Origin of the sequence: Rhodoplanes sp. Z2-YC6860, assembly GCF_001579845.1 — a bacterium.
Taxonomy (GTDB): domain Bacteria; phylum Pseudomonadota; class Alphaproteobacteria; order Rhizobiales; family Xanthobacteraceae; genus Z2-YC6860.
In genome coordinates this window covers 1,121,913-1,146,426 of record NZ_CP007440.1, presented here as the reverse complement: position 1 = coordinate 1,146,426, position 24,514 = coordinate 1,121,913, and the positions used below count along the sequence as shown (strand labels likewise).

General features: G+C 63.5%; 25 protein-coding genes. 7 read left to right on the top strand and 18 right to left on the bottom strand.

The window, feature by feature from the left end:
- Window positions 1-2: 2 nt before the first annotated feature.
- From RHPLAN_RS05290 to RHPLAN_RS05265, 6 genes are all read right to left on the bottom strand, one after another.
- On the bottom strand, window positions 3-1,277 hold the full coding sequence (locus RHPLAN_RS05290; protein WP_068014499.1) for an ABC transporter substrate-binding protein: 1,275 nt from the start codon (window positions 1,275-1,277) through the stop codon (window positions 3-5).
- Window positions 1,278-1,416: 139 nt separating this feature from the next.
- Complete coding sequence (locus tag RHPLAN_RS05285) at window positions 1,417-2,334, bottom strand: 3-hydroxyacyl-CoA dehydrogenase family protein (protein ID WP_068014497.1); 918 nt, start codon at window positions 2,332-2,334, stop codon at window positions 1,417-1,419.
- 3 nt (window positions 2,335-2,337) lie between these two features.
- Window positions 2,338-3,141 (bottom strand): SDR family NAD(P)-dependent oxidoreductase, encoded by an 804-nt coding sequence (locus RHPLAN_RS05280; RefSeq protein WP_068014495.1) that lies wholly within the window; start codon window positions 3,139-3,141, stop codon window positions 2,338-2,340.
- A 183-nt stretch (window positions 3,142-3,324) separates the two neighbouring features.
- Window positions 3,325-3,666 carry a cupin domain-containing protein gene (locus RHPLAN_RS05275; protein WP_068014493.1) on the bottom strand — a complete coding sequence of 114 codons (342 nt, stop codon included), beginning with the start codon at window positions 3,664-3,666 and terminating at the stop codon, window positions 3,325-3,327.
- Window positions 3,663-4,508 (bottom strand): cyclase family protein, encoded by an 846-nt coding sequence (locus tag RHPLAN_RS05270; RefSeq protein WP_237180053.1) that lies wholly within the window; start codon window positions 4,506-4,508, stop codon window positions 3,663-3,665. Before RHPLAN_RS05270 ends, RHPLAN_RS05275 begins: the two co-directional genes overlap by 4 nt.
- Window positions 4,509-4,579: 71 nt before the next feature.
- Entirely contained in the window at window positions 4,580-5,344 is a 765-nt protein-coding gene (locus tag RHPLAN_RS05265) for an IclR family transcriptional regulator (protein ID WP_068014489.1), read from the bottom strand.
- Window positions 5,345-5,470: 126 nt separating this feature from the next.
- Here RHPLAN_RS05265 and RHPLAN_RS05260 point away from each other — a divergent pair, with 126 nt between their 5' ends.
- Both RHPLAN_RS05260 and RHPLAN_RS05255 read left to right on the top strand, forming a co-directional pair.
- Window positions 5,471-6,433 carry an amidohydrolase family protein gene (locus tag RHPLAN_RS05260; protein WP_198164727.1) on the top strand — a complete coding sequence of 321 codons (963 nt, stop codon included), beginning with the start codon at window positions 5,471-5,473 and terminating at the stop codon, window positions 6,431-6,433.
- A 16-nt stretch (window positions 6,434-6,449) separates the two neighbouring features.
- Window positions 6,450-6,644 (top strand): hypothetical protein, encoded by a 195-nt coding sequence (locus RHPLAN_RS05255; protein ID WP_068014486.1) that lies wholly within the window; start codon window positions 6,450-6,452, stop codon window positions 6,642-6,644.
- Between the two features lie 208 nt (window positions 6,645-6,852).
- On the opposite strand, the gene RHPLAN_RS05250 is transcribed toward RHPLAN_RS05255, so the two are convergent.
- From RHPLAN_RS05250 to RHPLAN_RS05240, 3 genes are all read right to left on the bottom strand, one after another.
- The gene (locus RHPLAN_RS05250) at window positions 6,853-7,236 is read right to left on the bottom strand and encodes a RidA family protein (RefSeq protein ID WP_198164726.1); all 384 of its coding nucleotides are present in this window, start codon (window positions 7,234-7,236) and stop codon (window positions 6,853-6,855) included.
- A 12-nt stretch (window positions 7,237-7,248) separates the two neighbouring features.
- Window positions 7,249-9,015 (bottom strand): hydantoinase B/oxoprolinase family protein, encoded by a 1,767-nt coding sequence (locus RHPLAN_RS05245; RefSeq protein ID WP_068014482.1) that lies wholly within the window; start codon window positions 9,013-9,015, stop codon window positions 7,249-7,251.
- 125 nt (window positions 9,016-9,140) lie between these two features.
- Complete coding sequence (locus RHPLAN_RS05240) at window positions 9,141-11,228, bottom strand: hydantoinase/oxoprolinase family protein (protein WP_068014480.1); 2,088 nt, start codon at window positions 11,226-11,228, stop codon at window positions 9,141-9,143.
- 91 nt (window positions 11,229-11,319) lie between these two features.
- Here RHPLAN_RS05240 and RHPLAN_RS05235 point away from each other — a divergent pair, with 91 nt between their 5' ends.
- The gene (locus RHPLAN_RS05235) at window positions 11,320-12,117 is read left to right on the top strand and encodes a GntR family transcriptional regulator (RefSeq protein WP_068014478.1); all 798 of its coding nucleotides are present in this window, start codon (window positions 11,320-11,322) and stop codon (window positions 12,115-12,117) included.
- A gap of 1 nt (window position 12,118) precedes the next feature.
- Here the strand turns inward: RHPLAN_RS05235 and RHPLAN_RS05230 are convergent, their stop codons facing one another.
- From RHPLAN_RS05230 to RHPLAN_RS05210, 5 genes are all read right to left on the bottom strand, one after another.
- The gene (locus tag RHPLAN_RS05230) at window positions 12,119-13,078 is read right to left on the bottom strand and encodes a Bug family tripartite tricarboxylate transporter substrate binding protein (RefSeq protein WP_084244349.1); all 960 of its coding nucleotides are present in this window, start codon (window positions 13,076-13,078) and stop codon (window positions 12,119-12,121) included.
- Between the two features lie 19 nt (window positions 13,079-13,097).
- Window positions 13,098-14,144: an Ldh family oxidoreductase gene (locus RHPLAN_RS05225; RefSeq protein ID WP_068014474.1), complete on the bottom strand. Its 1,047-nt coding sequence runs from the start codon at window positions 14,142-14,144 to the stop codon at window positions 13,098-13,100.
- A gap of 9 nt (window positions 14,145-14,153) precedes the next feature.
- Entirely contained in the window at window positions 14,154-15,047 is an 894-nt protein-coding gene (locus RHPLAN_RS05220; RefSeq protein ID WP_068014472.1) for a polysaccharide deacetylase family protein, read from the bottom strand.
- Between the two features lie 125 nt (window positions 15,048-15,172).
- Window positions 15,173-15,787 carry a LysE family translocator gene (locus tag RHPLAN_RS05215; RefSeq protein WP_068030623.1) on the bottom strand — a complete coding sequence of 205 codons (615 nt, stop codon included), beginning with the start codon at window positions 15,785-15,787 and terminating at the stop codon, window positions 15,173-15,175.
- A 15-nt stretch (window positions 15,788-15,802) separates the two neighbouring features.
- On the bottom strand, window positions 15,803-16,537 hold the full coding sequence (locus tag RHPLAN_RS05210) for a sulfite exporter TauE/SafE family protein (RefSeq protein ID WP_068014470.1): 735 nt from the start codon (window positions 16,535-16,537) through the stop codon (window positions 15,803-15,805).
- Between the two features lie 102 nt (window positions 16,538-16,639).
- Between RHPLAN_RS05210 and RHPLAN_RS05205 the strand changes: the two genes are divergently transcribed.
- Complete coding sequence (locus RHPLAN_RS05205; protein WP_068014467.1) at window positions 16,640-17,479, top strand: nitroreductase family protein; 840 nt, start codon at window positions 16,640-16,642, stop codon at window positions 17,477-17,479.
- A 122-nt stretch (window positions 17,480-17,601) separates the two neighbouring features.
- Here RHPLAN_RS05205 and RHPLAN_RS05200 read toward each other — a convergent pair whose 3' ends face one another.
- Window positions 17,602-18,474 carry a peptidyl-alpha-hydroxyglycine alpha-amidating lyase family protein gene (locus RHPLAN_RS05200; RefSeq protein WP_198164724.1) on the bottom strand — a complete coding sequence of 291 codons (873 nt, stop codon included), beginning with the start codon at window positions 18,472-18,474 and terminating at the stop codon, window positions 17,602-17,604.
- A gap of 209 nt (window positions 18,475-18,683) precedes the next feature.
- Here RHPLAN_RS05200 and RHPLAN_RS05195 point away from each other — a divergent pair, with 209 nt between their 5' ends.
- From RHPLAN_RS05195 to RHPLAN_RS05185, 3 genes are all read left to right on the top strand, one after another.
- Window positions 18,684-18,971, top strand: coding sequence for a UxaA family hydrolase (locus RHPLAN_RS05195; RefSeq protein ID WP_068014463.1), 288 nt, complete (start codon window positions 18,684-18,686; stop codon window positions 18,969-18,971).
- Between the two features lie 5 nt (window positions 18,972-18,976).
- On the top strand, window positions 18,977-20,197 hold the full coding sequence (locus tag RHPLAN_RS05190; RefSeq protein WP_068014462.1) for a UxaA family hydrolase: 1,221 nt from the start codon (window positions 18,977-18,979) through the stop codon (window positions 20,195-20,197).
- A gap of 139 nt (window positions 20,198-20,336) precedes the next feature.
- The gene (locus RHPLAN_RS05185; protein ID WP_068014459.1) at window positions 20,337-21,326 is read left to right on the top strand and encodes an Ldh family oxidoreductase; all 990 of its coding nucleotides are present in this window, start codon (window positions 20,337-20,339) and stop codon (window positions 21,324-21,326) included.
- 14 nt (window positions 21,327-21,340) lie between these two features.
- Here RHPLAN_RS05185 and RHPLAN_RS05180 read toward each other — a convergent pair whose 3' ends face one another.
- From RHPLAN_RS05180 to RHPLAN_RS05170, 3 genes are all read right to left on the bottom strand, one after another.
- Window positions 21,341-22,675 (bottom strand): 4Fe-4S dicluster domain-containing protein, encoded by a 1,335-nt coding sequence (locus RHPLAN_RS05180; RefSeq protein WP_068014457.1) that lies wholly within the window; start codon window positions 22,673-22,675, stop codon window positions 21,341-21,343.
- 88 nt (window positions 22,676-22,763) lie between these two features.
- Window positions 22,764-23,114 (bottom strand): hypothetical protein, encoded by a 351-nt coding sequence (locus RHPLAN_RS05175; RefSeq protein ID WP_068014455.1) that lies wholly within the window; start codon window positions 23,112-23,114, stop codon window positions 22,764-22,766.
- Between the two features lie 184 nt (window positions 23,115-23,298).
- On the bottom strand, window positions 23,299-24,459 hold the full coding sequence (locus RHPLAN_RS05170) for a Gfo/Idh/MocA family protein (protein ID WP_068014452.1): 1,161 nt from the start codon (window positions 24,457-24,459) through the stop codon (window positions 23,299-23,301).
- Window positions 24,460-24,514: the final 55 nt, after the last annotated feature.

The following is a 24,514-nucleotide window of genomic DNA, read 5'->3' as shown; positions in this document are numbered from 1 at the left end:
AACTAGCTCAGGAGCTCGAGCTTCCCGCCCGTGGGGATGTTCGGCGCCGGCTTGTTCGCCGTGATCACCAGTTCGAATTTGTCGCCCTTCTTCTGCCATTGGCCAGCGACCAGCGGCGTCTTGGTGACGTTCTTCACTGGCTTGCCGGTCCACTGCACCGGGCCGACGATGGACTGGTAGTTGGTGGCAACGATCGAATCGAGGATCGCCTTGGGCTCGATCGACTTGGCGCGCTTGAGCACGTCGATCGCCACCTCGAACAGCGCGTGCTGGAAGCCGATCGGCTGCGACCACGGCCGCTTGGTTGCGTCCTCGTAGGCCTTGGCAAGTTCGGCGCAGCTTTGGCCGGTGAGCCCGGACTTGAACGGATGATGCGGCGTCCACCACACTTCGGAGGTGAGCCCGTTGCCGCGCGCGCCGAGCGAATTGATCACCGAGGGAAACAGCAGCGCCTTGCCGATGGTCACGATCTTCGGCTTGAAGCCCTGCTGTGCGGCCTGCGACCAGAACGTGGCGAAGTCAGGCGGGATCATGTTGCCGGTGACGATCTCGGCGCCGGCAGACTTGAACGCCGCGATCTGCGACGAGAAGTCGTTGTTCATCACCTGATAGCGGCCGGGATCGAGCAGCTTGTAGCCCGCGGCCGCCAGTGCCGGCGGCAAGCCGCGCTCCTTGTCGCCCCAGGCGTTGCCGTCGGCGTCGTTGGGGAACAGGCCACCGACCACCTTGTTGGTCGGTGCGCCATCCCACAGCGCCAGGAACGCGGCGATGACGTCCTCAAGACCCCAGAAAAACAGATAGGTCCAGTTGAAACCCTTCGCGGGGTCGCCTCTGCGGCCGAAGAAGTACGGCTGCCACGGGCAGTTGGTGGCGACGCACGGCACCTCGTTGACCTCGGCCTGGTCGGAAACCGGGTTGGTGGTATCCGGCGTGCCGGACGTGACCAGCAGATCGACCTTGTCGGACAGAATCAGCTCCGAGGCGACCTCCGCGGCGCGGCTGCCGCTCGACTGGCTGTCCTTAGAGACGATCTGAACCTGATAGGTCTTGCCGCCGCTCTGCAGGCCTTTGCCGACGACGTCGCGCACTTGCTTGAGGATGAAGTCGTCGGCCTCGCCGAAGCCCGCGAGCGGGCCGGTGCGCGGGCTGACATGGCCGATCTTGATGACCTTGGCCTGGGCGCTCGCCGAATTCGCGCCGAGCAAAGCCGGCGTTGCGATCACGGCCGCGCCTGACTTGATCAGCGTCCGGCGGTCGATGCGATTCCCAGCTTTCATGTTCGCCTCCCTGTGTTTGCTCCGTCCTCATCCTGAGGAGCGGGCGAAGCCCGCGTCTCGAAGGATGGGGCGGCCCCATGGTTCGAGCCGCACTACGCGCTCCTCACCATGAGGCCGGTCGAATCTGTTTCGTGCCGCACTAAGTCTTCGAGTCGTTCTCTCGCGCCTTTTTCAAATGTTGCAAAACCTTGCTGCGCAGCGCCGCTTGTTCCTCGGCGCTCCACTTGCGAAAGCCTTCGCCGCTCTTGAAACCGAGCTTACCTTCGGCAACCAACCGCTCCAAATAGGGCGACGGCCCGGGACGGTGGTCGATGTCCGGCAGCACGGTCTTGTGAATCGCGAGCGTCAGGTCGGTGCCGACCAGATCGGCGTTCTCCAGCGGCCCCAGCACAGCGAGGCGCCTGCCAAACGCGGCCTTGATCACCTTGTCGACGGTTTCGGCGTCGCAGATGCCGCGCTCGACCAGCGACACGGCCTCACGCCATAGCGCGTGCTGCAGCCGATTGCCGATGAAGCCGGGCACGTCCTTCTTCACGTGCGCCGGCTGCTTGGCCGCATCGGCGTGCAGCTTCATCGTGAAGTCGATCGCTTCCTGCGAGGTCCAACGCGTGCCGATCACCTCGACGAGCGGCACCAGGAACGGTGGATTCCACCAGTGGGTCCCAAGCGCGCGTTCGCGATGCTTCAGTCCCTGCATGATCTCGGTGATCGGCATCACCGAGGTGTTGCTGGCCAGGATCGTGTCGGGCCGGACGTGCTGCTCGATCTCCGCGAAGGTCTTCTGCTTCAACGGCATGTCTTCGAGGATGGCCTCGACGACGTAGTCGGCGTCGCGCACGCAATCGGGGAGGTCGGCAACAGGCTTGACGCGATTGACGGCCGTCTCGTCGTCACCGAGATCGCGGAGGTTCGCCGATATCCGCGACAGCGCGCTGTCGAGCGTCGGCTTGTGTGCGTCGGTGATCGTCACCTCGTGGCCGGCGAGTGCAAACACCTGCGCGATGCCATGGCCCATCAGGCCCGCGCCGATCACCGCGATACGCGCTTTTCCAGCCATGGATCAGCCCGCTGTGTAGCCGCCGTCGGCATAAAGGATGTGGCCGGTGTAGAAATCCGACGCCTTGGAGGCGAGGAACAGGATCGGGCCGGCCAAATCCTCCGGCTCGCCGAGGCGGCCTTTCGGAACGCGCGTCAGGAAGCCGGCACGCACGGCTTTCGCGCGCTCATCGTCGGCGTACATCCACTCGGTGAGCGGCGACCGGAAGACCGTCGGCCCCAGTGCATTGACCGTGATGCCCGTCGCGCCGAGTTCGCAACCCAGCGCCTTGGTGATGCCGTCGACCGCAGACTTCGACGCACAATAGGCCGTATAGCCGGCCGGATGGCCAAGCAGGCCGCGCGCCGACGAGGTCAGGATGATCTTGCCGCCTTTGCCCTGCTTCATCATCTGGCGCGCCGCCGAACGCGACATCAGCCAGGACTGCGTGACGTTGGCGTCCATGACATCGAGGAAATCCTCAGGCTTCTGGTCGGTGATCTTCGACACCTTGTTCTGGCCGGACGCGACGACAAGGATGTCGACGCCGCCGAGTTTGTCGACCGCGGTCTGCACGATCGCGTCGCAATTGGCCTCGGAGCTTGGGCGCTTCGCCACGACTTCGACCTTGCCGCCGAGCTTCACACATTCGGCCGCGATCTTCTTCAGGCCTTCGGCGTTGTTGGCGGTGATGACGACGTTGGCACCGGCGGCGGCCAGAGTTTTCGCAGCGATGGCCCCGAGCGCGCCGGTCGCGCCGGTGACGATCGCGGTTTTGCCTTTGACGCTGAACAGCGACAGCGGGTCTTTCAGGAAGTCTTCGGACATGACTGAACTCACAAACAAGGGTTGCTCTATCCGCGGTCATTGCCGGGCTTGACCCGGCAATCCATGAGCGAGCGCAACAATCTCAATCGTAAGACGGTACTCTGTTGCGACCGCGTATGGATGCCCGGGTCAAGCCCGGGCATGACGACGGAGCGTGTGGCGGGAGCGCTGCCTCACCTGCGATCACGCCGGCGGCGACGCCACCGCAACGAAGATCGTGCACACCTCGTTGGTGCGGTTGATGATCTCGCGGCTTTCGTTCGGGCCGATGTAGCAGGAGTCGTTCTTCTTCAAGACCGTCTCCTTGCCATTGACAATCACCGTGAGCTCGCCCTCGAGCACGTAATAGACCTTTTCGGGCGGCGAGGCGTCGGGACCGGCGCCGCCACCCGGAAGGAAGTGCGAGACACCGGCGACGATCGCCTTGGATACGCCAGCTTCCGCACCAAACAGCCGCAGCGTGGTGCAAGCGCGGTGGTTCGGCGCGACGTATTCCTTCGCCTCGGAAAGCTTTTTCGCAATCATTTGAATTTCGCTCCTTTCTCGATGCGATAATTGCCCTTCGGATCGGTGATGGCGACCAGACGGATGATACAGCCGTCGCCGCGATCCCAGTTCCACGGGAAGAACGCGAAGGTGCAACGCCGCCCGGTGACCTTGTCGAGGTCGCCGCCGACATTCTCGATGCCGAGGATGCCGTTGGTGAACAGGATGCGATGCACCGGCTCCCACTCCGGGAAGTCATCCTTCCAGTCGCGGCCGCCGGACCACTCGCGATACTCCTCGGCGAGATGCGGATGCAGCGGTCCGTTGCGCTGCGGGCCGATGGCGGTCGCGAGCGGATGGTCGTTGGCCTGGGTGTCGTGGCCGACGACCTTGACCTTCTTCTCGACGAACCACTCGCCCGCCGACTTCACAAAACCCGGCGAGCGACAGAAATAATCCTCGCTGTCCTCGTACTGATGGTGCCAGCCGGTGTTGACGATCACCACGTCGCGCGGGCGCACGATCTTGCCGGCCGCCTTCTCGAGATCGTCATAGGTGATCGGCTCCCACTGCTTTTTGGGGATCGAGATCACGATGCCGGAGCCGAAGAAATGCGGAAGCGGCACTTCGTCGATGAACGGAGTGCCCTGCACGACGTGCGCCGGCGCGTCGATGTGCGTGGTGTTGTGCATCGAGGTGGTGATGCGCTGCGACAACACGCCCGACTTCGCCATGTAGTGGATGCGCTCGATCTTGACGTCCTCGAAGTACGGCCAGTTGGGCGACTGATAACCGAAACGATGGGACAGGTTGTAGAACTCGAGCCCCATGTCGTTCTTGAGGTTCTCTTCGAACATCACGCCGCGGATTCTTTTCGCCAAGGTCTTTCCTCCTGTTCGCCGCCAGTGGCGGCCTTTGATTGTTTCCCGACGCGGTACGCCGGCTCGAAGTGCTAGGCTGCGGCCGCGCTCCAGTCGGCCTGCATGGCGTGCTTGGTTGCCAGCAGCCGCTCGGCGATCAGCCGCTGCTGCTCACGGAAGCGCTGGCTCGGCACCGGAACGGAAATCGCCACGGCGTTGCCGAGCGGATCGTGCAGCGCCACGCCGACCGCGCAGATGCCGAGCGTGTGCTCCTCGCGGTCATAGGCAATGCCGTTCTTGCGCACCGTGCGCAGCTCGGCGAGCAGCGCCGGCAGCTTGGTCAGCGTGTTCGGCGTGCGCGCCTCGTAGCTCTTGCCGATCAACTGCTCGACCTCGAGCTCGTCGAGGCTCGAGAGATAGGCCTTGCCATTGGCGGTGCAGTAGAGCGGAAACGTCTCGCCAACCGCCGACACCGTGCGCAGCCGATGCGAGCCGATCACCTGATCGATGAACATCAGATGATCGCGGCGCACTGTCGCAAGATCGACGGTCTCGCACAGTTCTTCGGACAGGCGCATGAGATGCGGCCTGGCGCGGGCGACGAAATCGCCAGTCACCGAGGAAGCCAGCCGCAAGATCGCAGGCCCAAGCCGCACACGGCCGTTCGGCGACGCCGCAATCAGCAGTTTCTCGGTCTCAAGAGAGGCGACGATCCGCTGCACGGTCGAGCGCGCAAGACCCACCCGTGCGGCTATCTGTCCGAGGCTCAAGCCGGCATCCTCGCCTTCTAGCGCGCGCAGAATGTGCGCAGCGCGGGCGATCACCTGGACCTGATTTTTGTCGGATGGGGCGCGCATGACGACTTCAACTCGACCGCACTAGAACCAAGCTGCTTGCATCACGGTACAGGCTAGCCCAATATCCGGTACAGCTGAAAGCATAAAAGATGCTGCATTGCAGCGTGCAGCATGATGGAGGACGCCTTGGTCAAGAAGATCGCGCTCGAAGAACATTTTCTCTGCCCGGGCTTCATCGAATATTGGAATCCCACCGTCGCAGAGATGCCGGCGGAGAAGCGCGACAACCTTTTGAAGCGCAACACCGACTTCGGCGAGATGCGGCTCGCTTCGATGGACAAAGCCGGCATCGCGCGCGCGGTGCTGGCGCTTGCCGGCCCTGGCGTGCAGGCCGAGCCCGATGCCGCCACCGCCGTGCGCAACGCCAAGGCGGGCAACGATTTCCTCGCCAAGGAGATTCAGAAGCGGCCGGACCGCTATTCAGGTTTCGGGCATCTGCCGATGCAGGACGCCAAGGCCGCGGCCGATGAGCTTGAACGTTGCGTCAAGGACCTGAAGTTCTGCGGCGCGATGATCAACGGCCACACGCTCGGGCAGTATCTCGACCATCCTTCGCTCGCGCCGTTCTGGGAGCGCGCCGACGCGCTCGGCACGCTGATCTATATCCACCCGACCGATCCGGTGTCGGTCGCGCCGGTGCTGCAGGGCCATCCCGGGCTGCGCCGCGCCACTTGGGAATGGACCTTCGAGACCGGCTCGCATGCGCTGCGGCTGATTTTCGGCGGCGTGTTCGATCGGTATCCCAAAGCGCGCGTCGGCCTCGGCCACATGGGCGAAACGCTGCCGTATCTGCTCTGGCGCTTCGACAGCCGCACCGGCCCGGACTTCTACAATGTGGGTTTGAAAAAGCCCGTCTCGCACTACATCAAGACCAATCTGGAGATCACGACATCGGGCATGTGCTCGGCGGAGCCTCTGAATTGCGCCATCGCGGCGCTGGGCGCCGGCCGGATCATGTTCGGCGCGGACTATCCGTTCGAGAGGGCCGAGGAGGCCGGACACTGGCTCGATACGGAGAAGATCGACGAGAATGTGCGAGCCGATATCGCGTATAAGAACGCGGAGAGGCTTTTGGGACTGAAGGCGTAGCCGGGACTAAGGTGCGATGGGCGCGGACGACCAGATATTCACCGGTAATGTGCCGTTGCACGACCTGTTCCAGAAGCAGGTGCAGGAAATGCTGGATCAATCCGATCTCGACGAGGACGCCAAACAGACGATCCTCGTGACGATGAACTGCCCCTGCTGCGGCGCCGGCGCGATGAACTACACGGCGAAGGTCAACCGGAAGCCGAAGTAGCTTTCGCTGTTTCTGTATTCCGCACATCACAACGGCGGTGTCATCGCCGGGCTTGACCCGGCGATCCATGACCCTCGTTCGATAGCGGAAGTCTTATGTAAGAGCATGCCAGCCGCGGGCGCTCATGGATGCCCCGGCATGACAGCGGAGTCTGTGGCGGGAGTTTGGGCGCGCTTTTGGTCCCAAACTTATTTCACCGCCACCACCCCTATTTCACCGCGACGGCTTCCACCTCGATCTTGAATCCGTAGTGGAGCTGCGGCACCGGCACCACGCAGCGTGCCGGCTTGGCGCCGCCCGTCCATTTCGCATACAGCGCGTTGAACGCCGGCCAGTCGTTGATGTCGGTGACATAGACCCGCACCTGCGTGAGCCTGTCGAGCGAGCTGCCCGCGCCTTTGATCGCCGCGGCGACATTGTCGAGCACCTGCTGCGCCTGCTTCTCGAAAGGCGCATCGGCGAGCTTGGTGCCGTCGGGCGCGATCGGCAGTTGGCCCGACACGAACACGAAGCCGCCGGCCGTCACCGCGTGGCTGTAGTGGCCGCCCGGCGCCGCCATGGTCGGGGGATTGCTGGAAACGACGTCGGCCATAACACTCATTCCTTATGACTGGCTCGCGCGGAGCTTTTCGGTTGCGGCCTGATCGATAGCAAAGGTTTCTGGATCAATCACCACACCATATTTGTCCGCCGCGGCTTTCGCGCTCACATAGCCCTGCCGGACGTCTTCCTGCACGTCCTCGGCCGGACGCTCGAAGGCCGTGCCGTAACCGCCGCCGCCGCCGGAGCTGATGCGGAACGCATCGCCCGCCTTGAGCTGCGCCACCAGCACCTTGGCGTTGGGGAAATCCGACTTCCATTCGCCGCCGACGCGGAATGCCACCTTGTTGCCGGTGGCGTCGCCGCCGCCGTCGAGACCCCAAGGCGGTTGCGCCGAGCGCTCGCTCTGGGTGTTGACCGTCACAGGAGTGAGCGCGCGCGTGGTACGCGCAATGCCGAGCCCGCCGCGGTGTTTGCCTGCGCCGCCCGAGTCCGGAATGAGTTCGAAGCGCTCCACCAAAATCGGGAATTTCGCTTCGGCCTGCTCGTTCGGACCGTTGTGGGTATCACCGTCGTTCATGCAGACCGTTGCCGACACGCCGTCTTCGGTGCGCTTGGCGCCCCAGCCGCCGCCGAGCGGCCCGAAGGTGCCGATGAAGAACTCCGACGTCTTCGGATTGAAGCCGTAGAAGCTCGGCGCCACCAAGTCGGCATGATGGCCGGCGATCACGCGATCCGGGATCGCAGGCTTCAGCGCCTTGAAGATGGTGTCGATGACGGTCATCGGGAACGTCATCCACCACCGCATCGGCGCGGGTCGTGTCGCGCTGATGATGCGGCCCAGCGGGATGATCACCTTGAGGCTTCGGAACGCGCCGTCGTTGATCGGATAGTCGGTCGGCGAGGTGATGCACTTATAGGCCACCTGGGCGCAGCCGTAGCCCGTGGTGATCGCCGAGTTGTAGAAGCCGCGCACCTGCTTCGCCACATCGGTGAAGTCGATGGTCATCTCGTCGCCTTTGACGATGACCTTGACCTTCACCGAGATGCGCTTGCCGATGTCGATGCCGTCGTCGTCGAGGAAGGACTCCGCCTCGTAGGTGCCGTCCGGGATGGTCTTCGTGCGGGCGCGCGCCGCGGCCTCGGCGCGGTCCATGATCACGGCGATCGAATCCATCACCGCCTGCTGGCCGTAGCGGTCGAGCAGTTCGAGGAAGCGGCGCTCGCCGGTCTTCACCGCGGTCACCTGCGCGCGCAGGTCGCCCATGGCGCGCGGCGGCAGGCGCACATTGATGCGGATGATGTCGAGCAGGTCCTGATTGACCTTGCCCTGATCCTGATACTTCAGGATCGGGATCTGGAGGCCCTCGGAGAAGATGTCGGTGGTCATGCCGCCGAGCACACCACCGACATCGAGCCAGTGCGCCATGCAGCAGGAAAAGCCGACCAGCTTGCCCTTGTGGAAGATCGGCAGCGTGAAGGTGAAATGGTTGAGATGGCTGCCGGTCGTGTACGAATCGTTGGTGACGTAGATGTCGCCCGGCTTCATGTTCTTGATGCCGCCGAAGTGCTTGATCTTCGCCTTCACGGTCTCGGCCATGCCGCGGATGAAGGTCGGCAGGCCGATGCCGATCGAGACGGTCTCGCCCTCCGGCGTGAACAGGCCGGTGGTGAAGTCCAGTGCCTCGTAGATGATCATGTTGTAGGCCGTGCGCATGAGGTTTGTCTTCATTTCCTCAGTCACGGCGAGCACGCCGTTGCGCACGATCTCGGTAATCACCGGATCGACCTTGCGGGCTTTGCCCGCTTTCGTTTTCGCTTTTTTTGCCATGTCTCTATCCACCCGTCATTCCGGGGCGCCGCAAAGCGGCGAACCCGGAATCCAGAACCACACACTGCTTCCTCGACTGGATTCCGGGTTCGCGCCTTCGGCGCGCCCCGGAATGACCACCGAGACTACTTCGCTCCCGCAACGGCAATTACGAGATTGCCGTAAGCATCGACCGTCATCTTGTCGCCCGGCATCAGCACCGTGGTCGAGGCGTGCTCCTCGATCAGCGCCGGCCCGGCAATCTTGTTACCGGCCAGCAGTTCGGCGCGCCGATAGGTCGGCGTATCGCGGAACTTGCCGTCGAACGATGCCTTGCGCTTACCCGTGAAGGCTGCCTTCGTCGGCGCGCTGCCGCCCTTCTTGATCTTCTCCTGCGGCGGCTTCTTCATCACGCCGGCGACAGTGACGCGGAGGCTGACGATCTCGGCGCGCTCATCCGGCGCCGAGGTGCCGTAGCGCTGCAGGTGGTCATCGTCGAAGTGCTTCTTGATCGCCTTGCGGTCCTGCTTGGCAAACACGTTCAGCGGCAACTCGACCGTGACCGGATGTTCCTGCCCGACGTAACGCATATCGAGCGCGCGCTTCGCCGTGACCTGGTGCGGCCGGACCGACGTCGACGCAATGGCGTCGCGGCCCTGTTGCTCCAGCTCTTTGAAAACCGCCTCGATCTCGTCGAACGGCGCATCGGCAAGCTGCATCAAATGCGTGCGCACATAGTCGTAGCGCAGGTCGGAGAACAGCATACCGAAAGCTGAGAACACGCCAGGCGCGCCCGGAATGATCACGTTGCGGATGCCGATCTCGCGCGCCACGGCGACCGCGTGCAGCGGGCCCGCGCCGCCATAGGCCACCATCACGAAATCGCCGGCGTCGAGACCGCGTTCGGTCGTGACGCCCTTCACGGCGTAGGACATCGCGGTCGCGGCAATGCGCAGGATACCATCGGCGGCTTCAGTCGCGTTCATGTCCAGCGGCTTGCCGATTTTGGCCAGGGCCCGTTCCGCGGCCGCGGTATCGAGCTTCATCTCGCCGCCCAGGAAGCGGTCGGCGCCGAGCCGTCCCAGCATCAGGTTGGCGTCGGTCACGGTCGGCTCGGTGCCGCCGAGACCGTAACAGGCCGGACCCGGCTGCGCGCCCGCGCTCTGCGGACCCACTCTCAATGCCTCGTCCTCGAGCTTGGCGATCGAGCCGCCGCCGGTGCCGACCTCGAAAATGTCCATCATGGCGATCTGGATCGGCAGAGCCTTGTCGTAACCGCCGATCAGAGCCGCTCCAGTGGTCAGCGCCTCGCCCTTGTAGATGACGCCAGCCTTGGCCGTGGTGCCGCCCATATCGAAGGCGATGGCGTTCTCGATCCCAAGCGTATGACACAGCGCCTGCGTGCCGATCACGCCGGCTGCCGGGCCGGACTCCAGCATGCGCACGCATTGCGACTGCGCCTGCTCGCTTTCGTACAGACCGCCTGTCGACTGAACGATGAGGAACGAGCCTTTGAAGTCGTCGCTGCGGATGTGCTGGTCGATCTCGCCGATGTAGCGCCGGACCTTGGGACCGATGAAGGCGTTGGCCGCGACGGTCGAGACGCGCTCGAACTCGCGATACTCCTGCGACAATTCGTGCGAGGCGGATACAAACACGCCCGGCAGCCGCTTGCTCAGGATCTCCTTCGCGCGCTTCTCATGCGCGCTGTTGGCGTAACAGTTGATGAACATGATGGCGACGGCTTCGATGCCGAGCTTTTCGAACTTGTCGCCGAGCGCCGCGAGTCCTTCTTCGTCGAGCGGGATCACCACCTCGCCGTCGGCGCGGACGCGTTCCTTCACCTCGAAACACAACGCGCGCTCGATGAGCGGCTTGTGCTTCTGGAAATAGAGGTTGTAGGCGTCGGGCCGGTTGATGCGGCCGATCTCGTAAACGTCGCGGAAGCCATCGGTCGTCACCAGCGCGGTCTTCGCGCCGGTGCGCTCCAGCATGGTGTTGATGGCCACCGTCGAGCCGTGCAGAAACAGATTCGCCGAGGCGTATTGGCTGCCGGCCTTGTGCACGCCGTTGCTGATGCCGTTGACCAGTCGATCGGGCGTCGACAGCGCCTTGCCGAAGGTGAGCCTTCCGGTTTTGTCGTCGAACACCGCAATGTCGGTGAAGGTGCCGCCGATATCGGCCGCGAGGCGAACGTTAGCCGCCCCATTGGAACGCGACTTTTCCGCTTTCATCCCTGCCCGCACTGTTTTGCGACCGCGATGTCAGGCCGCTCGTTTACTCGCGCCAAAATGTATTCTATAAAAATACATGGTGCAATGACCCATGAATAACCGGTCCAGGACCATCAGCGGGCCGAAGCCCACCGGCGCGCAAATCGTCTACGAGGCTTTGCGCCGCGCCATCATCAGCGTGCGTCTCGCCCCCGGCGAACCGCTCGAGGAGTTGCAGCTCTGCAAGACCTACAAGGTGTCGCGCACCCCCGTAAGGGAAGCCTTGATCCGTCTGGCGTCGGAAGATCTGGTCGAGCTCGAGCCCAACCGCGGTGCGAAGGTCGCAACCTTGCAGTTCGTCGATGTGGTCGACCACTACGAAGCGATGGACATCTTTCAGCCGCTCATCTGCCATTTCGCCGCGGTCCGGCGGACGCCGCACGATCTCACTGCCATCGAGAACTGCGTCGATGAATTCCGGCAGGCGATGACGAAAAGGAGTGCGGAAGCCATCATCGTCGCCAATTTCAATCTTCATGCGGCCATCGCCGCAGCATGTCACAACCGAAGCCTTGAAAAGGCTTATCGCAGAATGCTCACGGACAAGCTGCGCATTGCACAGCAAGGCGCCCGTGCGTCGTCGGATGCAGAACAAGAACTGGCGCGACGCTTCCAGCGAACGTTTCGGATTTCCGAACAGCTCGCTGCGGCGATCGCAAAGGCAGACCCGGTCGCGGCAGAACGCGTTGCAAGCGAGCTCAACGCCTACATCCGCACCCAGGTCATCGACGTTCTATCCACGAGCCTCGGGGCAGCCGCGAAGGTACGTCAGGGTCGACTCAAGGAAATCCAGGCAACCCGCCGCTCGCTGGACGACCGCGTCACAAGAGCGGCAGAAACCGATCGATGATCTACTGCTTTTTCATCGCGGCTTGCGCCACAGGAACCCAGCGCTGGGCCTCGGCCGCGAAGAAAGCCCCGACCTGATCAGGCAAGAGCGGCTTCGGATCGAACGCGTCCTGCTCTAGACGCTTCTTGATATCGGGCAATTGAAGAATGCGCAGTGTCTCCTGATTGAGACGATCCACGACCTCTTTCGGCATGCCCTTTGGACCGGAGAACGAGAACCATGTGCTGGCGACCAGGTCGTAACCGAGTTCCTTGAAGGTCGGCACATTCGGCTGTTCCGGCCGCCGCGCCTCAGTTGTCACCGCGAGCGCACGCAGCGTACCGCCCTGGAGCTGTCCCAGCGCCGCGCCCCAGGTAAACGATCCCATCGGCACACGGCCGCCGATGATGTCGGTGAAGGCCGCGGTGTTGTACGGGATATGCGTAAGCTTGAGCCCGTTCTTGCCCGCGACATACTCCACGACGAGATGACCGACCGTGCCGACACCGGACGAGGCATAGCCCGAGAACTTGTTGGCTTTGGCTGCGGCGATCAGATCGTTCACCGAATGCAGTTCGCTCGACGGCGGCACCACCCAGACGATCGGCGGGCCGCCGATATAGACGATATGGGTGAAATCGCGCAGCGCGTCGAAGCCCGGATTGTCGGCCACGGCCGGCGCCAGGATCTGCGGCCCAAGCCCGCCGATCAGGATCGTATAGCCATCGGGCTCGGCACGAGCGACCAGCTGCGCCGCCAGCATGCCGCCACCGCCGCCGCGATTCTCGACCACGACGCTCTGCTTCAGCTCCGCCGACAAGGGCTCGGCGAGCAGCCGCGCCCAGATGTCGGCCGCGCCACCCGGCGCGAACGGCACAATGATGTGAATGGGCTTTGTCGGCCAGTCGGCCGCCCGCACGGGAAACGCGCACAAAGTGGTGACAGCCAGCAACAATCCCGCGCTCAGCGCCCGCCACCTCATAGGCTCCTCCCGGGCCGCCTTACATCGGAGGCGTCACACCCACCGTCTGCGCGGCCTTGGTGATACGTTGCCACGTACCTTTAGGGATGGGAATGCCGTTGGCCTCCCGCTCCGCGCGGACGGTATCGCCACGTTCGCCGGGCAGCATGATCTTCGCGACGCCCTCAGCGCGAGCGAGTCCGGCGATCGCGGTGCCCAGCCGTTCGGCTTCGGCGGCAAACTTGTCGGGATTGCCGAAGCCGCCGATGTCGATCGCGATCACGGTGCCGTTGAGGAAAGGATCGTCGCCGATCGCCCAACTCTCGAGATCCGGCGCGATGCGCGACTCGTTGAGAAGGAGGCTCGTCAGGCACTCGATCATGAACGAGAGCCCCGCGCCCTTCGCGCCGCCGAGCGGCAGCAGCGTTTCCACTGCTTTGGGATCGGTGGTGTCCTTGCCGTCCTTATCGAGCCCCCAGCCGATCGGAATCTTTTCGCCGCGATCCGCCGCGCCCATGATCTTGCCGTTGGCGACCACACCGGTCGAGAAGTCGAGCAAATAAGGCCTGCCGTTCCGGCGCGGCACCGCGAACGCAATCGGGTTGGACGACACCGCGGGAACGCGCGTGCCCGGATAGGCCATCATCGGGCCGGATGCGCTCATGACGATGCCGACGAAGCCTGCTTCGGCAGCCTGCAACGCGAAATAGCCGATCGCGCCGGTGTGCGTGATATGCCGCGCCGCGCACATGCCGACATGCACCTTGCGGGCGCAATCCATCGCCTCGTTCATCGCCATGGTCATGGCGACGGCCGAGGGCGCGCGGTCGCCTTCAAGCACCACAGCGGCGCCATCCTTTCGCTCGACGCGAATGTTCGGCGCGGGATTGATCGACTTCGCGTTGACCAGATCGATGTAACGCGGAATGCGAATGATGCCGTGGGAGTCGGTGCCGCGCAGATTGGCCCACACCAGCATCTTGGCCCATTCGCCGGCGTGCTCTTTCGTGAGCCCGACAGCCATGAAGATCGACGTGACAAAGTCCGTCAGCTCGGCTTTGCCGATGCGGAGAGATTCCTGAGCCATGATGCTTTCTTACTTGAGCTTGTCGCCGGCGACCGATTTGTACCAGTCGAGGATCTGCACACCGTTCCAGAACAGCACGCCGTCGAAGCGCTTCACGTAATCGTAGATCGCTTCGAGATACTTGATCCGGTGCGGCTGGCCGCTGATGTAGGGATGGATCGCGAGCGCCATCACCTTGGCGCGGTCCTTGCCTTCGAGATAGAGCCGGTCGAACTGATCGATCGCGCGCTTCACCAGGTAATCGCTCTCGTGGTGCTGCACGATCATCATCGGGATGTCGTTGAGCTCCACTGTGTAGGGCAGCGTCACCAGCGGACCCTCGTTGGTCTTGATGACGGTCGGCTCGTCGTCATAGACCCAGTCACCGATGTATTGCACGCCAGCTTTCTTCAGCAGCTCCGGCGTCTCCAAGGTCTGCGTCAGGCCCGGGCCGAGCCAGCCCACCGGCCGCGTGCCGGTGAACTTCTCAATGACCTCCATCGAGCGGTTGATCATCGCGGCCTGGTCTTCATTCTTGTGGATCGGCAGCTGGTCATAGGCGTGGCCCATGAACTCCCAACCGTCCTTCTTTGCCTGCTCGGCGACGCGCGGATAGTCCTCGCAGATGCGGGCATTGGCGGCGAGCGTCGGCTTGATGCCGAGGCGAGCGAACAGCTCGTAGAAGCGCCAGGCGCCGACCCGCATGCCGTATTCGTGCCAGCTCCAGTTCGGCACGTCGGGCAGAAGCACCTGCCCGGTCGGCGCCGGAATCACCTGTCGCGCCATCGGGCGCGAGATGTCCCAGACCTCGTAATTGACGATGGTCCAGAAGATCACCCGCGCATTGTTGGGCAGTTTCAGCGGCGGCCGGTCGACAATGGCCGAGTATTCGGCGCGCTGGCTGGGAATCAACGGATCGGCCACGGGAACACTCCACGGTTGGAAGCTGCGCAGTATCCACCGCGGGCGGCGCGGTGCAAGTCCAACACGCCCTCCGAGCGAGGCATGATCTTGTCCGAAAACCGGTACCCGCTTTTCGGGATCATGCCTTATCGCGCCCGCGCCAGAGCGAGCCACACGCCGCCACCCATCAGGCAGACGCCGCCGAGGCGCGAGACGAGCCGCACACGGCTCTTCGACATCAGGCTGCCGGCGCCGCCCGCGAGCACCGCATAGCCGCCATCCGACAGCGCTGCGCAGATCATCGCGGTGAGCCCCAGCAGAATGACCTGCCGGACATAGTCACCGGTCGGATCGATGAACTGCGGAATGAACGCGCCGAACCAGAGCAGTGCCTTGGGATTGCCGAGCAGCACCAGGAAGCCCTGCAGCACGAAGCCGCCGCGCGGCTTCGGCGCACCGGCCTGCTGCGCGATGCCGCCGGAGGAGCGCATGAGCTTCCAGCCGAGCCAGATGAGATAGGCCGCGCCAAGAAGCCGCAGCCAGTCGAACCACACGCCCATGGTGGCGATAATCGAGGTGAGGCCTATCGCGAGCACACCCATCATCAGGCCGAGGCCAAGCTGTGTGCCAAGCACATTGAGCAGTCCCGCGCGCGAGCCGTGCGTCAGACTGTTGGCGACGATCAGCGTCACGGTCGGTCCGGGAATGATGGTGATGACGAGACAAGCCGCGACGTAGGCGAGATAGAGCTGGACAGACACGTTCATGCCTCCATTTCAGAAGATCAGCATCAGGCCGGACCCGATCAGCAGCACAGACAGCATCTGCCTGAACCGCTGCTCGCTCAACAGGCCGAAGATTTTCCATCCGACCCATGAGCCCAGCAAGACCGCCGGGATCGCGATCAGAAACAGCACCGCTCCCTCCCAATCGAGCGCCACCGCGCCGATCGACAGCATCGTCACCACATGAGCAAAAAGGATGAACGGCTGATAGACGGCGCGTGCGGCTTCCTTGGGCCAGCCGCGTATCTGCGTCCAGATCGCCGGGAAGATGCCCGATAACCCCGCAACGCCGCCGAACAGGCCACCGAAGAACCCAACGGCCGCGTCGGCCAACCGTCCGCCCCAGCTCACATGCGGCAACTTTGGTGCAAAGAATGCGTAGATTCCATAGAGGATCATGAACACCGCGAGCGCGATCTGGATGGCGCGCGGTTTGGTTTCAAGGATCAGAAGCACGCCCAGCGGAACGCCGAACAATCCGCCGACGAGGAACGGCCACAGCCTTCCGAATTCGATCGAACGGCGCGTCACCCAAACCAGCGCACCTTGATTGATCATACCGCCGGTTACCACGAGCAGCGCAGCATGCAACGGCGAAATCGCGTGCAGCCAGATCGAGGTCGCGACCACGCCATAGGCAAAGCCCGCAGCGCCCGACGCCATGCCACCGAGAAAGCCGCCAAGCACAACCAAGCCGATGGTCCGCACCGTCAGGTCAGACAGCATGGTTTGTTGTCACGGCAGCAGTCATGAGTTCGCGCCTTGTCGGGAACGGCAGGATAACATCAACTGCTGCCACGCCTTGCTATCGAAAAACGGGGTCACCGCATGTCCGCTTCGCAATCCGGAAAAGCCATCACCGACGCCCTGCAACGCCGTTTCGGCGAATCCGTCGCGGTCGATGAAAACCTGTCCGGGCTCGACGAGCTCGCGCGCATGGCGGGCCGACGCGTGCATCGCCGCTACACCGATCGCGCCGTCGATGCCTCGCTGCTGCGGCTTCTCTGCGCCTGCGCGCTGTCGGCGCCAAGCAAGAGCGACTTGCAACAAGCCGACATCGTGATCCTGCAGAAGCCCGAGCAGACCGCCATCGCCGACCTCATTCCGGACCAGCCGTTCATCCGCTCGGCGCCCGCGTTCCTGGTGTTCCTCGCCAACGGCCGCAGGCTTGCCGAAATCTCGAAGATGCGCGGCAAGCCGTTTCCCAACGATCATCTCGATCAATTCTTCAACGCCGCGGTCGATGCCGGAATCGTGCTGTCGGCGTTCATTCGCGCTGCCGACGCAGTCGGGCTCGGCACCTGCCCGATCAGCGTGATCCGCGATCACTCGGCAAAAGTGAGCGAGATGCTGAAGCTGCCGCAGCGGGTGATCCCGGTCGTCGGGATGTGCGTCGGCTGGCCGTCCGAACAAGGCCACATCAGCCCGCGGCTGTCGCTCGATAGCACGCTGCATCAAGGGCATTACGACGAAGGCGATTTAGCCGCGCGCATTGACGCTTATGACCGCCGCCGCGCTGCGATCCATCCTTACAAGCCGCGCGATCCCGCGCGTTGGGGCGATGTGCCGTTCTACGGCTGGTCGGAAGACAAGGCGCGGCAATACGGCGTGCCGCAACGTGCGGACTTTGGCGCGTTCGTGCGCAAGGAAGGGTTTTGTTTGGACTAGAGGTCTCACCCTCGTCATTCCGGACGCCGCGAAGCGGCGATCCGGAATCCAGTAACGCAGGCCGTCTTTCCTGAACTGGATTCCGGGTTCGCGTGCTTCGCACGCGCCCCGGAATGACCGCGCTACTTGTTCTTCACGTACTTCTGCACGCGCCAGTTCAACGTGTCGGCGACGAACAGTTCGCCGCGCTTGCTGGCCGCGACGTAGTGCGCCTCGCCATACTTGCCGAGCGTCTTGCCCTGGCCCGAGCCGGTCATCGTGCCAATCACGTTGCCCATGAGGTCGAGTTGCATCACCTGCCCGGTGTGGCCGTGTGCGAGCCAAATGGTCTGGTCGTCCGCCATAAACAGCCCGCACGGCGTGCCGGGATGCTTCGACTCGCGGATATAGTTGCCGTCGGCGTCGATTACCTGGATGCGCGCGTTGTTACGGTCGGCGATGTAGAGCCGGCCCTCGGCGTCGAACACGAGCGAATGCGGCAGGTCGAACTCGCCGGGGCCTTTGCCTTTCTTGCCGAGCACTTTCAGAAAATTGCCATCCTTATCGAACTTCAGCACCAGCGACTCGGCCTTGCCGTGGCCCTGCAGCACGAACAGGTCGCCGCTCGGCCCGATCACCGCCTCGTTCGGTTCGTTGAACAGCCGCAGATGCCCGAACTCGTGCCATTCGCCGGGCCGGCCACGGACGCCGAGCACCATCTCCAGCCGCCCGGCCGAGTTGAATTTGTAGACCACGTGACCTGCCACGTCGGTTGCCCAGATGTTGTCCTGCGCGTCGATCCGCAGCCCATGGGGCCGGTCGAACAGCCCGTCGCCGAAGCCCCGGATGAAGTTGCCGTCGGCGTCGAACTCCATCAGCGGCATCACGCCGCGATGCAGCACGAAGATGTTGCCCTTGGAGTTGAAGGCGATGCCGGAAGTACCGCCGAAATTCGCCCCGGGCGGCAGTTTGAAGGATTCGGGAACGGCCGTGTAGTCGAGCGGTGGAGGTGCCATTTGCGCCTTGCTCGGAGTTGCGATGAACAGCCTGCCAGCAGCCGAACCATCGTTCGCATGCGAGCCCCCGTCCCGGCTTGGGATGCCGGAATGGAGCATACGCGATTTCAGCGCGGCTGGCACCGGCTTGCGGGCGTTGTACCCGCTCGACTCTGCCATTGCCGGTCCTATAGATAAGACAATCCAATTCAAGGAACTCGGGGAGGACGATGGCTATTCCGCAACTGCTCGTGCACGAGAAGAAGGATACGGTCGGCGTGGTCGTGATCGAAGGCCTGAAAAAAGGCACCGACATGCTCTGCGTCGTCACCCATGACAATTCGTCGTTCAAGCTGAAGTCCAAGATGGACGTGCCGATCGGCCACAAGGTTGCGCTGGTCGACATCAAGAAGGGCGACACCATCTGGAAATACGGCCAGGACATCGGCGTCGCCAAGTCCAAGATCGGCAAGGGCGAGCACGTCCACGTGCACAACGTCAAAACCAAGCGCTGGTGAGCATCATGGCGAAAAAGTCGAAGAAGAACGGCAAATCGGTCGCGAAGAAGAACGGTTATGGCGATCTGACCGTCATGGGCTGGCGCCGCGAGAACGGCCGCGTCGGCGTGCGCAACCACGTCATCATCCTGCCGCTCGACGACCTGTCGAACGCGGCCTGCGAGGCGGTCGCCAACAACATCAAGGGCACGCTCGCTTTGCCGCATGCCTATGGCCGGCTGCAGTTCGGCGAGGACCTCGATCTGCACTTCCGCACGCTGATCGGCACCGGCGCCAATCCGAACGTCGCCGCGGTTGTCGTGATCGGCATCGAGGACCAGTGGACCAAGCGCGTGGTCGACGGCATCGCCAAGACCGGCAAGCCGGTGACGGGCTTCGGCATCGAAGGCCATGGCGATATCGCGACAGTCGCGAAGGCGTCCTACGTCGCCAAGGAATACGTGCAGTGGGCCTCGGAGCTCCCGCGCGAGGAGTGCAGCATCTCCGAGCTGTGGATATCGACCAAGTGCGGTGAGAGCGACACCACCACCGGCCTCGCCTCCTGCCCCACCGTGGGCAACATGTACGACAAGCTGATCCCGCACGGCATTTACGGCGTGTTCGGCGAAACCTCGGAGATCACCGGCGCTGAGCATCTCGCGAAAGAGCGCGCGATCGACAAGAAGGTCGGCGAGAGATGGTACAAGATGTGGAAGGCGTATCAGGACGATGTCATCGAGGCGCACAAGGTCGATGACCTCTCCGACTCGCAGCCGACCAAGGGCAATATCGCGGGCGGCCTGACCACGATCGAAGAAAAAGCACTCGGCAATCTCGAGAAGATCGGCCGCGAGTGCCGGTACATCGACGTGCTGCTGCCGGCTGAGGCGCCGCGCAAGGGCAAGGGCCTCTATTACATGGACACGTCGTCGGCCGCGGCCGAATGCGTGACCTTGATGGCGGCCGGCGGCTATGTGGTGCACACGTTCCCGACCGGGCAGGGCAACGTGATCGGCAATCCGATCGTGCCGGTGATCAAGATCAGCGGCAATCCGAAGACCATCCGCACCATGGGCGAGCATATCGACGTGGACGTGTCCGGCATTCTGCGCCGCGACATGACCATCTCGGACGCCGGCGACGCACTGATCGACATGATCGTCCGCACCGCCAACGGCCGCCTCACCGCCGCGGAGGCGCTCGGCCACCGCGAATTCGTCATGACGAAGCTTTACCGGAGCGCCTAGTTGTTTGCTGTCATCCCGGGGCGCGGGCGAAAGCCCGCGAACCCGGAATCCAGCTACATGTGTTATTGAATTTTTTTCTGGATTCCAGATCCGGCGTTTCACGCCGTCCCGGAATGACGGTTGGGGGATATTGCACGCCATGCCGACGCTGACCCTCCTCCAGGCCGAAGGACTGGTGGTGCGCACGCTCACGCGCTGCCGCACCGACGTCGACAATGCGCGCAGCGTGGCGCGCGCATTGGTCGCCGCTGAAGTCGACGGCCTGCAAGGTCATGGCTTGTCGCGCGTGCCAAGCTACGCAGCGCAAGCCAAGGTGCGCAAAGTCGACGGACTGGCAATGCCACTCGTGACGCGGCCGCGGCCGGGCCTCATAGCGGTCGATGCCGGTTACGGCTTCGCGTTTCCGGCCATCGAAGCCGCCGAAACCGTGCTGCGCGAGGCCGCGCCGGCGCAGGGCATCGCGGCCGCTGCGATCAAACGATCGAGCCACTGCGGCGCCGCGAGGCTGCCTGTGGAGCGATTGGCGCAAGCGGGGCTTGTCGCAATCATGTTCGCCAACACGCCGGCTGCGATGGCGCCGTGGGGCGGCAGCAAAGCGCTGTTCGGGACCAACCCCATCGCCTTCGCCTGCCCGCTGCCGGGCCGCGCGCCCGTGGTCGTGGATCTGTCGCTGTCCAAGGTGGCGCGCGGCAACGTTGTGACGGCAAAGCAGCGCGGCGAGAAACTTCCGCCGGGCTGGGCGCTCGATCATAAAGGCCAGGCGACCACCGACCCCGACGCGGCATTGCATGGCACCATGCTGCCCATGGGCGACGCCAAAGGCGTCGCCCTGGCGCTGATGGTCGAGCTCATGGCCGCCGGGATGATCGGCGCAAATTACGCCAGGGAAGCGTCGTCCTATCTCGATGCCGGAGGGCCTCCATCCGGCACCGGACAGCTCATCATCGCCTTCGATCCGGAGGCATTCGGCACTCACGCCATAGCGCGATTCAACGTGCTGGCGGTTGCGATCGAGAGCCAGCAAGGCGCGCGATTGCCCGGCGAGCGCAGGCTTGCGCTCCGCGCCAAGGCCAAGGCCGAAGGCCTTGTGATCCCGGAAAAGCTGTTCGCGGAGATCGAGGCGCTTTAGCGCATGTCCCGGATCTACAGCGCGGCCTGCTTACCCTGCAGTGGTAACGGCTGATCGCCGAGCATGCCGTTGACGATCACCTTGCGCGCGGTGTCGAGATCGACCTTGTGCTGTTTCATCAGATCCGCGGCGTCGGTGATGATGGCGTCGACGTCCTGCTTGATCTTGAGATGCTTGTAGTGATCGTCCTGGTGCAGGCCCATGCTGGCGCCGACCACCTCGAGAATGTTCATGATTTTGAACGGCCAGTCGCGCTCGTGGGCGCAGAGCTCGCGATGGTCGGAGTGGTAGACTGCAACCAGCGCGTCAACGCCAGCCGCCCGCGCGGCCTCGAGCTCGCGAAGCTGCAGCTCGGCCTTGAACTTCGGCAGCGTCGCGAGGTTCACGCTTTGCAGACCAACCGCCGGCACATCGAGCTTGACGATACGAACGCCCGGCACCGCGCGGAGCAACCCCTCCGCGGCCTCCATCACGCCGGCGATGCCGGGATGCCGGTGCAGCGCGACGGTCATCTCGACGCGCTCATTGAGAAACGGGCGAAGCTCATCGAGGTGAGCGTGCAGGAAGCGCATGAACGGCGTCATGTCGAACGGCGCCGAGCCGGTGGCGCGCTCGATGGTCGGCAGCACGGTCTCGCCGAACTGCATCATGCAGCTCGGACACCACGCAAGAACCTCGCCAGTCTTCGACTGCGACAGCTTGTTGATCGTGTTGTTGGCGAAGCGGCCGAGCGTATCGATATCGCCGGCGCGAAGCTGCGCTGTGCCGCAACAATGCGTCGGTCCGCCCATGACCTGATAATCGGTTCCAATCTTGTCCATGATGTCGAGACACAGAAGCGCGATGTGCGGCGTCTTCAGCACGTTGCAGCCGGTGTAAAACACCACGTCGGGCAGATCGGTCCGCGGCGGCTCCTTCGATGGGCGCTGTCCGAGGCGGATCAGCGCCTCTTCGGACAACTGCAGGCGTGACAGCACGCTCGAATCCTCGCCGACCTTGCGGAACTGCATGACTGCGGCCTTGCGACGCTCGGTCACATCCTTGTCGTGCTTGATCATCGCGAGCCGCGACATGGTCAGCAGGAAGCGCGGGTTGACACCGTAGTCGCAAGCCTTGATGCACTCGCCGCTCGCCATGCAGGCCTTGGCCCATTTCTCGGATTCGACCGGGCCCTTGCCGAGGCGAAGGATGTCGAGCACGCCGGACACCACTGCGACGGGGTCGGCGTCGGCGAGACCCGCAGCCGGCGCGATCGGACAAGCTTTGAAGCAGGCGCCGCATTTCGTGCAGGCGTCGAGCATGTCGTCGATGCGGCCGGTGAGAGCGTCTTCAAATCCGGTGTTCTGCATGGGCCTTAGAATAGCTCAAAAATCAGCCCGATATGAGCCCCGCCTGCGGTCTTTTCTTGCCGGGCAGCGTTGCGGTTTCGCATCCCCCTCAGCGGGCCTGCGGCAGTTTCACCAACTCAAATTCGAAGCTGGTCTGCAAATCCTCCACCTGTGCTCGCGACAGCCACATCGACATCCAGCCAAGCCCAGGATGTTGCGTCGCAAACTGAATAGCCGACTTCTGCGGCGCGGCTTTTACGGACCAAAGCAGGTTGTCGCTATGGTGGAGCTTTTCAGGATCGTCCGGCGGCTCTGCGGAATGGATCGGCGTCATCTTCGCACGCGCAGCCGCGAGATCGCGGATCAGCGCGTCGACATCGCCGGCGGACAGTTCCGCGACGCCTCCGTCGATCGAAACATTGAGTGTCGTGGTTGAAGGATCGAGTTTAATTGGTTGCACAGATTTATCCTCTTACTCCGCTGTCATCGCCGGGCTTGACCCGGCGATCTTGGCGAGGTGAGCACTGTGCCTTCCTCATCGAGATCACCGGGTCTCGCCGCCATAGCGCGTCAAAGACGCGCGTAAACGCGCTTATGGCGACGGCCCGGTGATGACAGTTTTTATGTTGTGACAGTCGCGACATCTAAGCAGAGACTTGGTGTTTCAATTGAATTTCCTCGCCGCGTTTCGACGATTCAATCGCAGCAAGACACAGTTCGAGATTGGCGAGCCCCCAGCGCCCGTCATGCACCGGCTGCGCGCGCCCGGCGATTGCCGCGGCGAATTCGTCGAGCACCAGATCGCGCGGACTCTTGTCGTTCGGCACCGCGATCTCCTCGCGACCCCGCTCCGAATAGATGTAAAGACCGTCGGGTGATTGCCGGATGTCGCCGCGCTCGCAGCTCACCACGGTCAGACCGAAATGCGGCTGGTGCGGCGCGCTGGTCGGGATCGCATCCTTGGCGCGCCTGCGCTTGGCCTCGAGTTCGTCGGCGGCCGATGTATCGCCAAATGTTCGCTTCACCGGCGGCCGTTTCTCGACCGGCTCGGTGAAGCCCCATTCGGCGACGTCCGAAATCAGCTCCATGGTCGAGAAATAGCCGTAGCCGTTGTAGACCGCAGTCGCCGTTATCCCGTCGGCGAACTGCATGAACACCGTGTGCGCGCCGATCGAGCGGCGATTCGGATCCCAATCGAATGTGCTGGCGCGGATGCTCTTCACCAGTCCGCCGCCCAAGAGCCGGATGATGTCGAACTGATGCGAGCCTTGGCGGAACGTCACGCCGCCGCCGAGCGCGATCTCGAGCTCGTCGGGCCGCCGCGGCCGGTACATCCAATCGGTGAAGTTCCAGGTGTGGATCATGCGCACCCGACCGAGCCGGCCGCTTGTGACGATCTCACGTATCGCCTGGATCGGCCGGTCGAAGCCATGAGCATGGCCGACCACGAGCTTGACGCCTGCGCGTTCCGCGGCCGCGACCATCGCTTGCGCGTCCTCAAGCCGGATCGCCATCGGCTTTTCGGTCAGCACGTGCTTGCCCGCTGCAAAGACCAGGTTGGCATGCCCGGCATGAAGCTCAGTCGGCGTCGCGATATAGACCGCGTCGATGCTCGCCTGACCCAGCATCGACGGCAGGTCGGCAAAACCCGCGGCTCCGGTTTCGGCGGTAACAGTTTCCCGCGTTTCCGCGACCGGCTCGGCGAAAGCCACCAGTTCGAATTCGGCGTGATCGCGAAGCGGCGGCAGAAAGGCGCGGGCCGCAGCCCCCATCCCGGCAATTCCAATACGGATTTTCTCAGTCATACGAGTGATGCTAACCCTTTGCTGGCGACTCCGCCTGCACGAGAGTAAACTATGC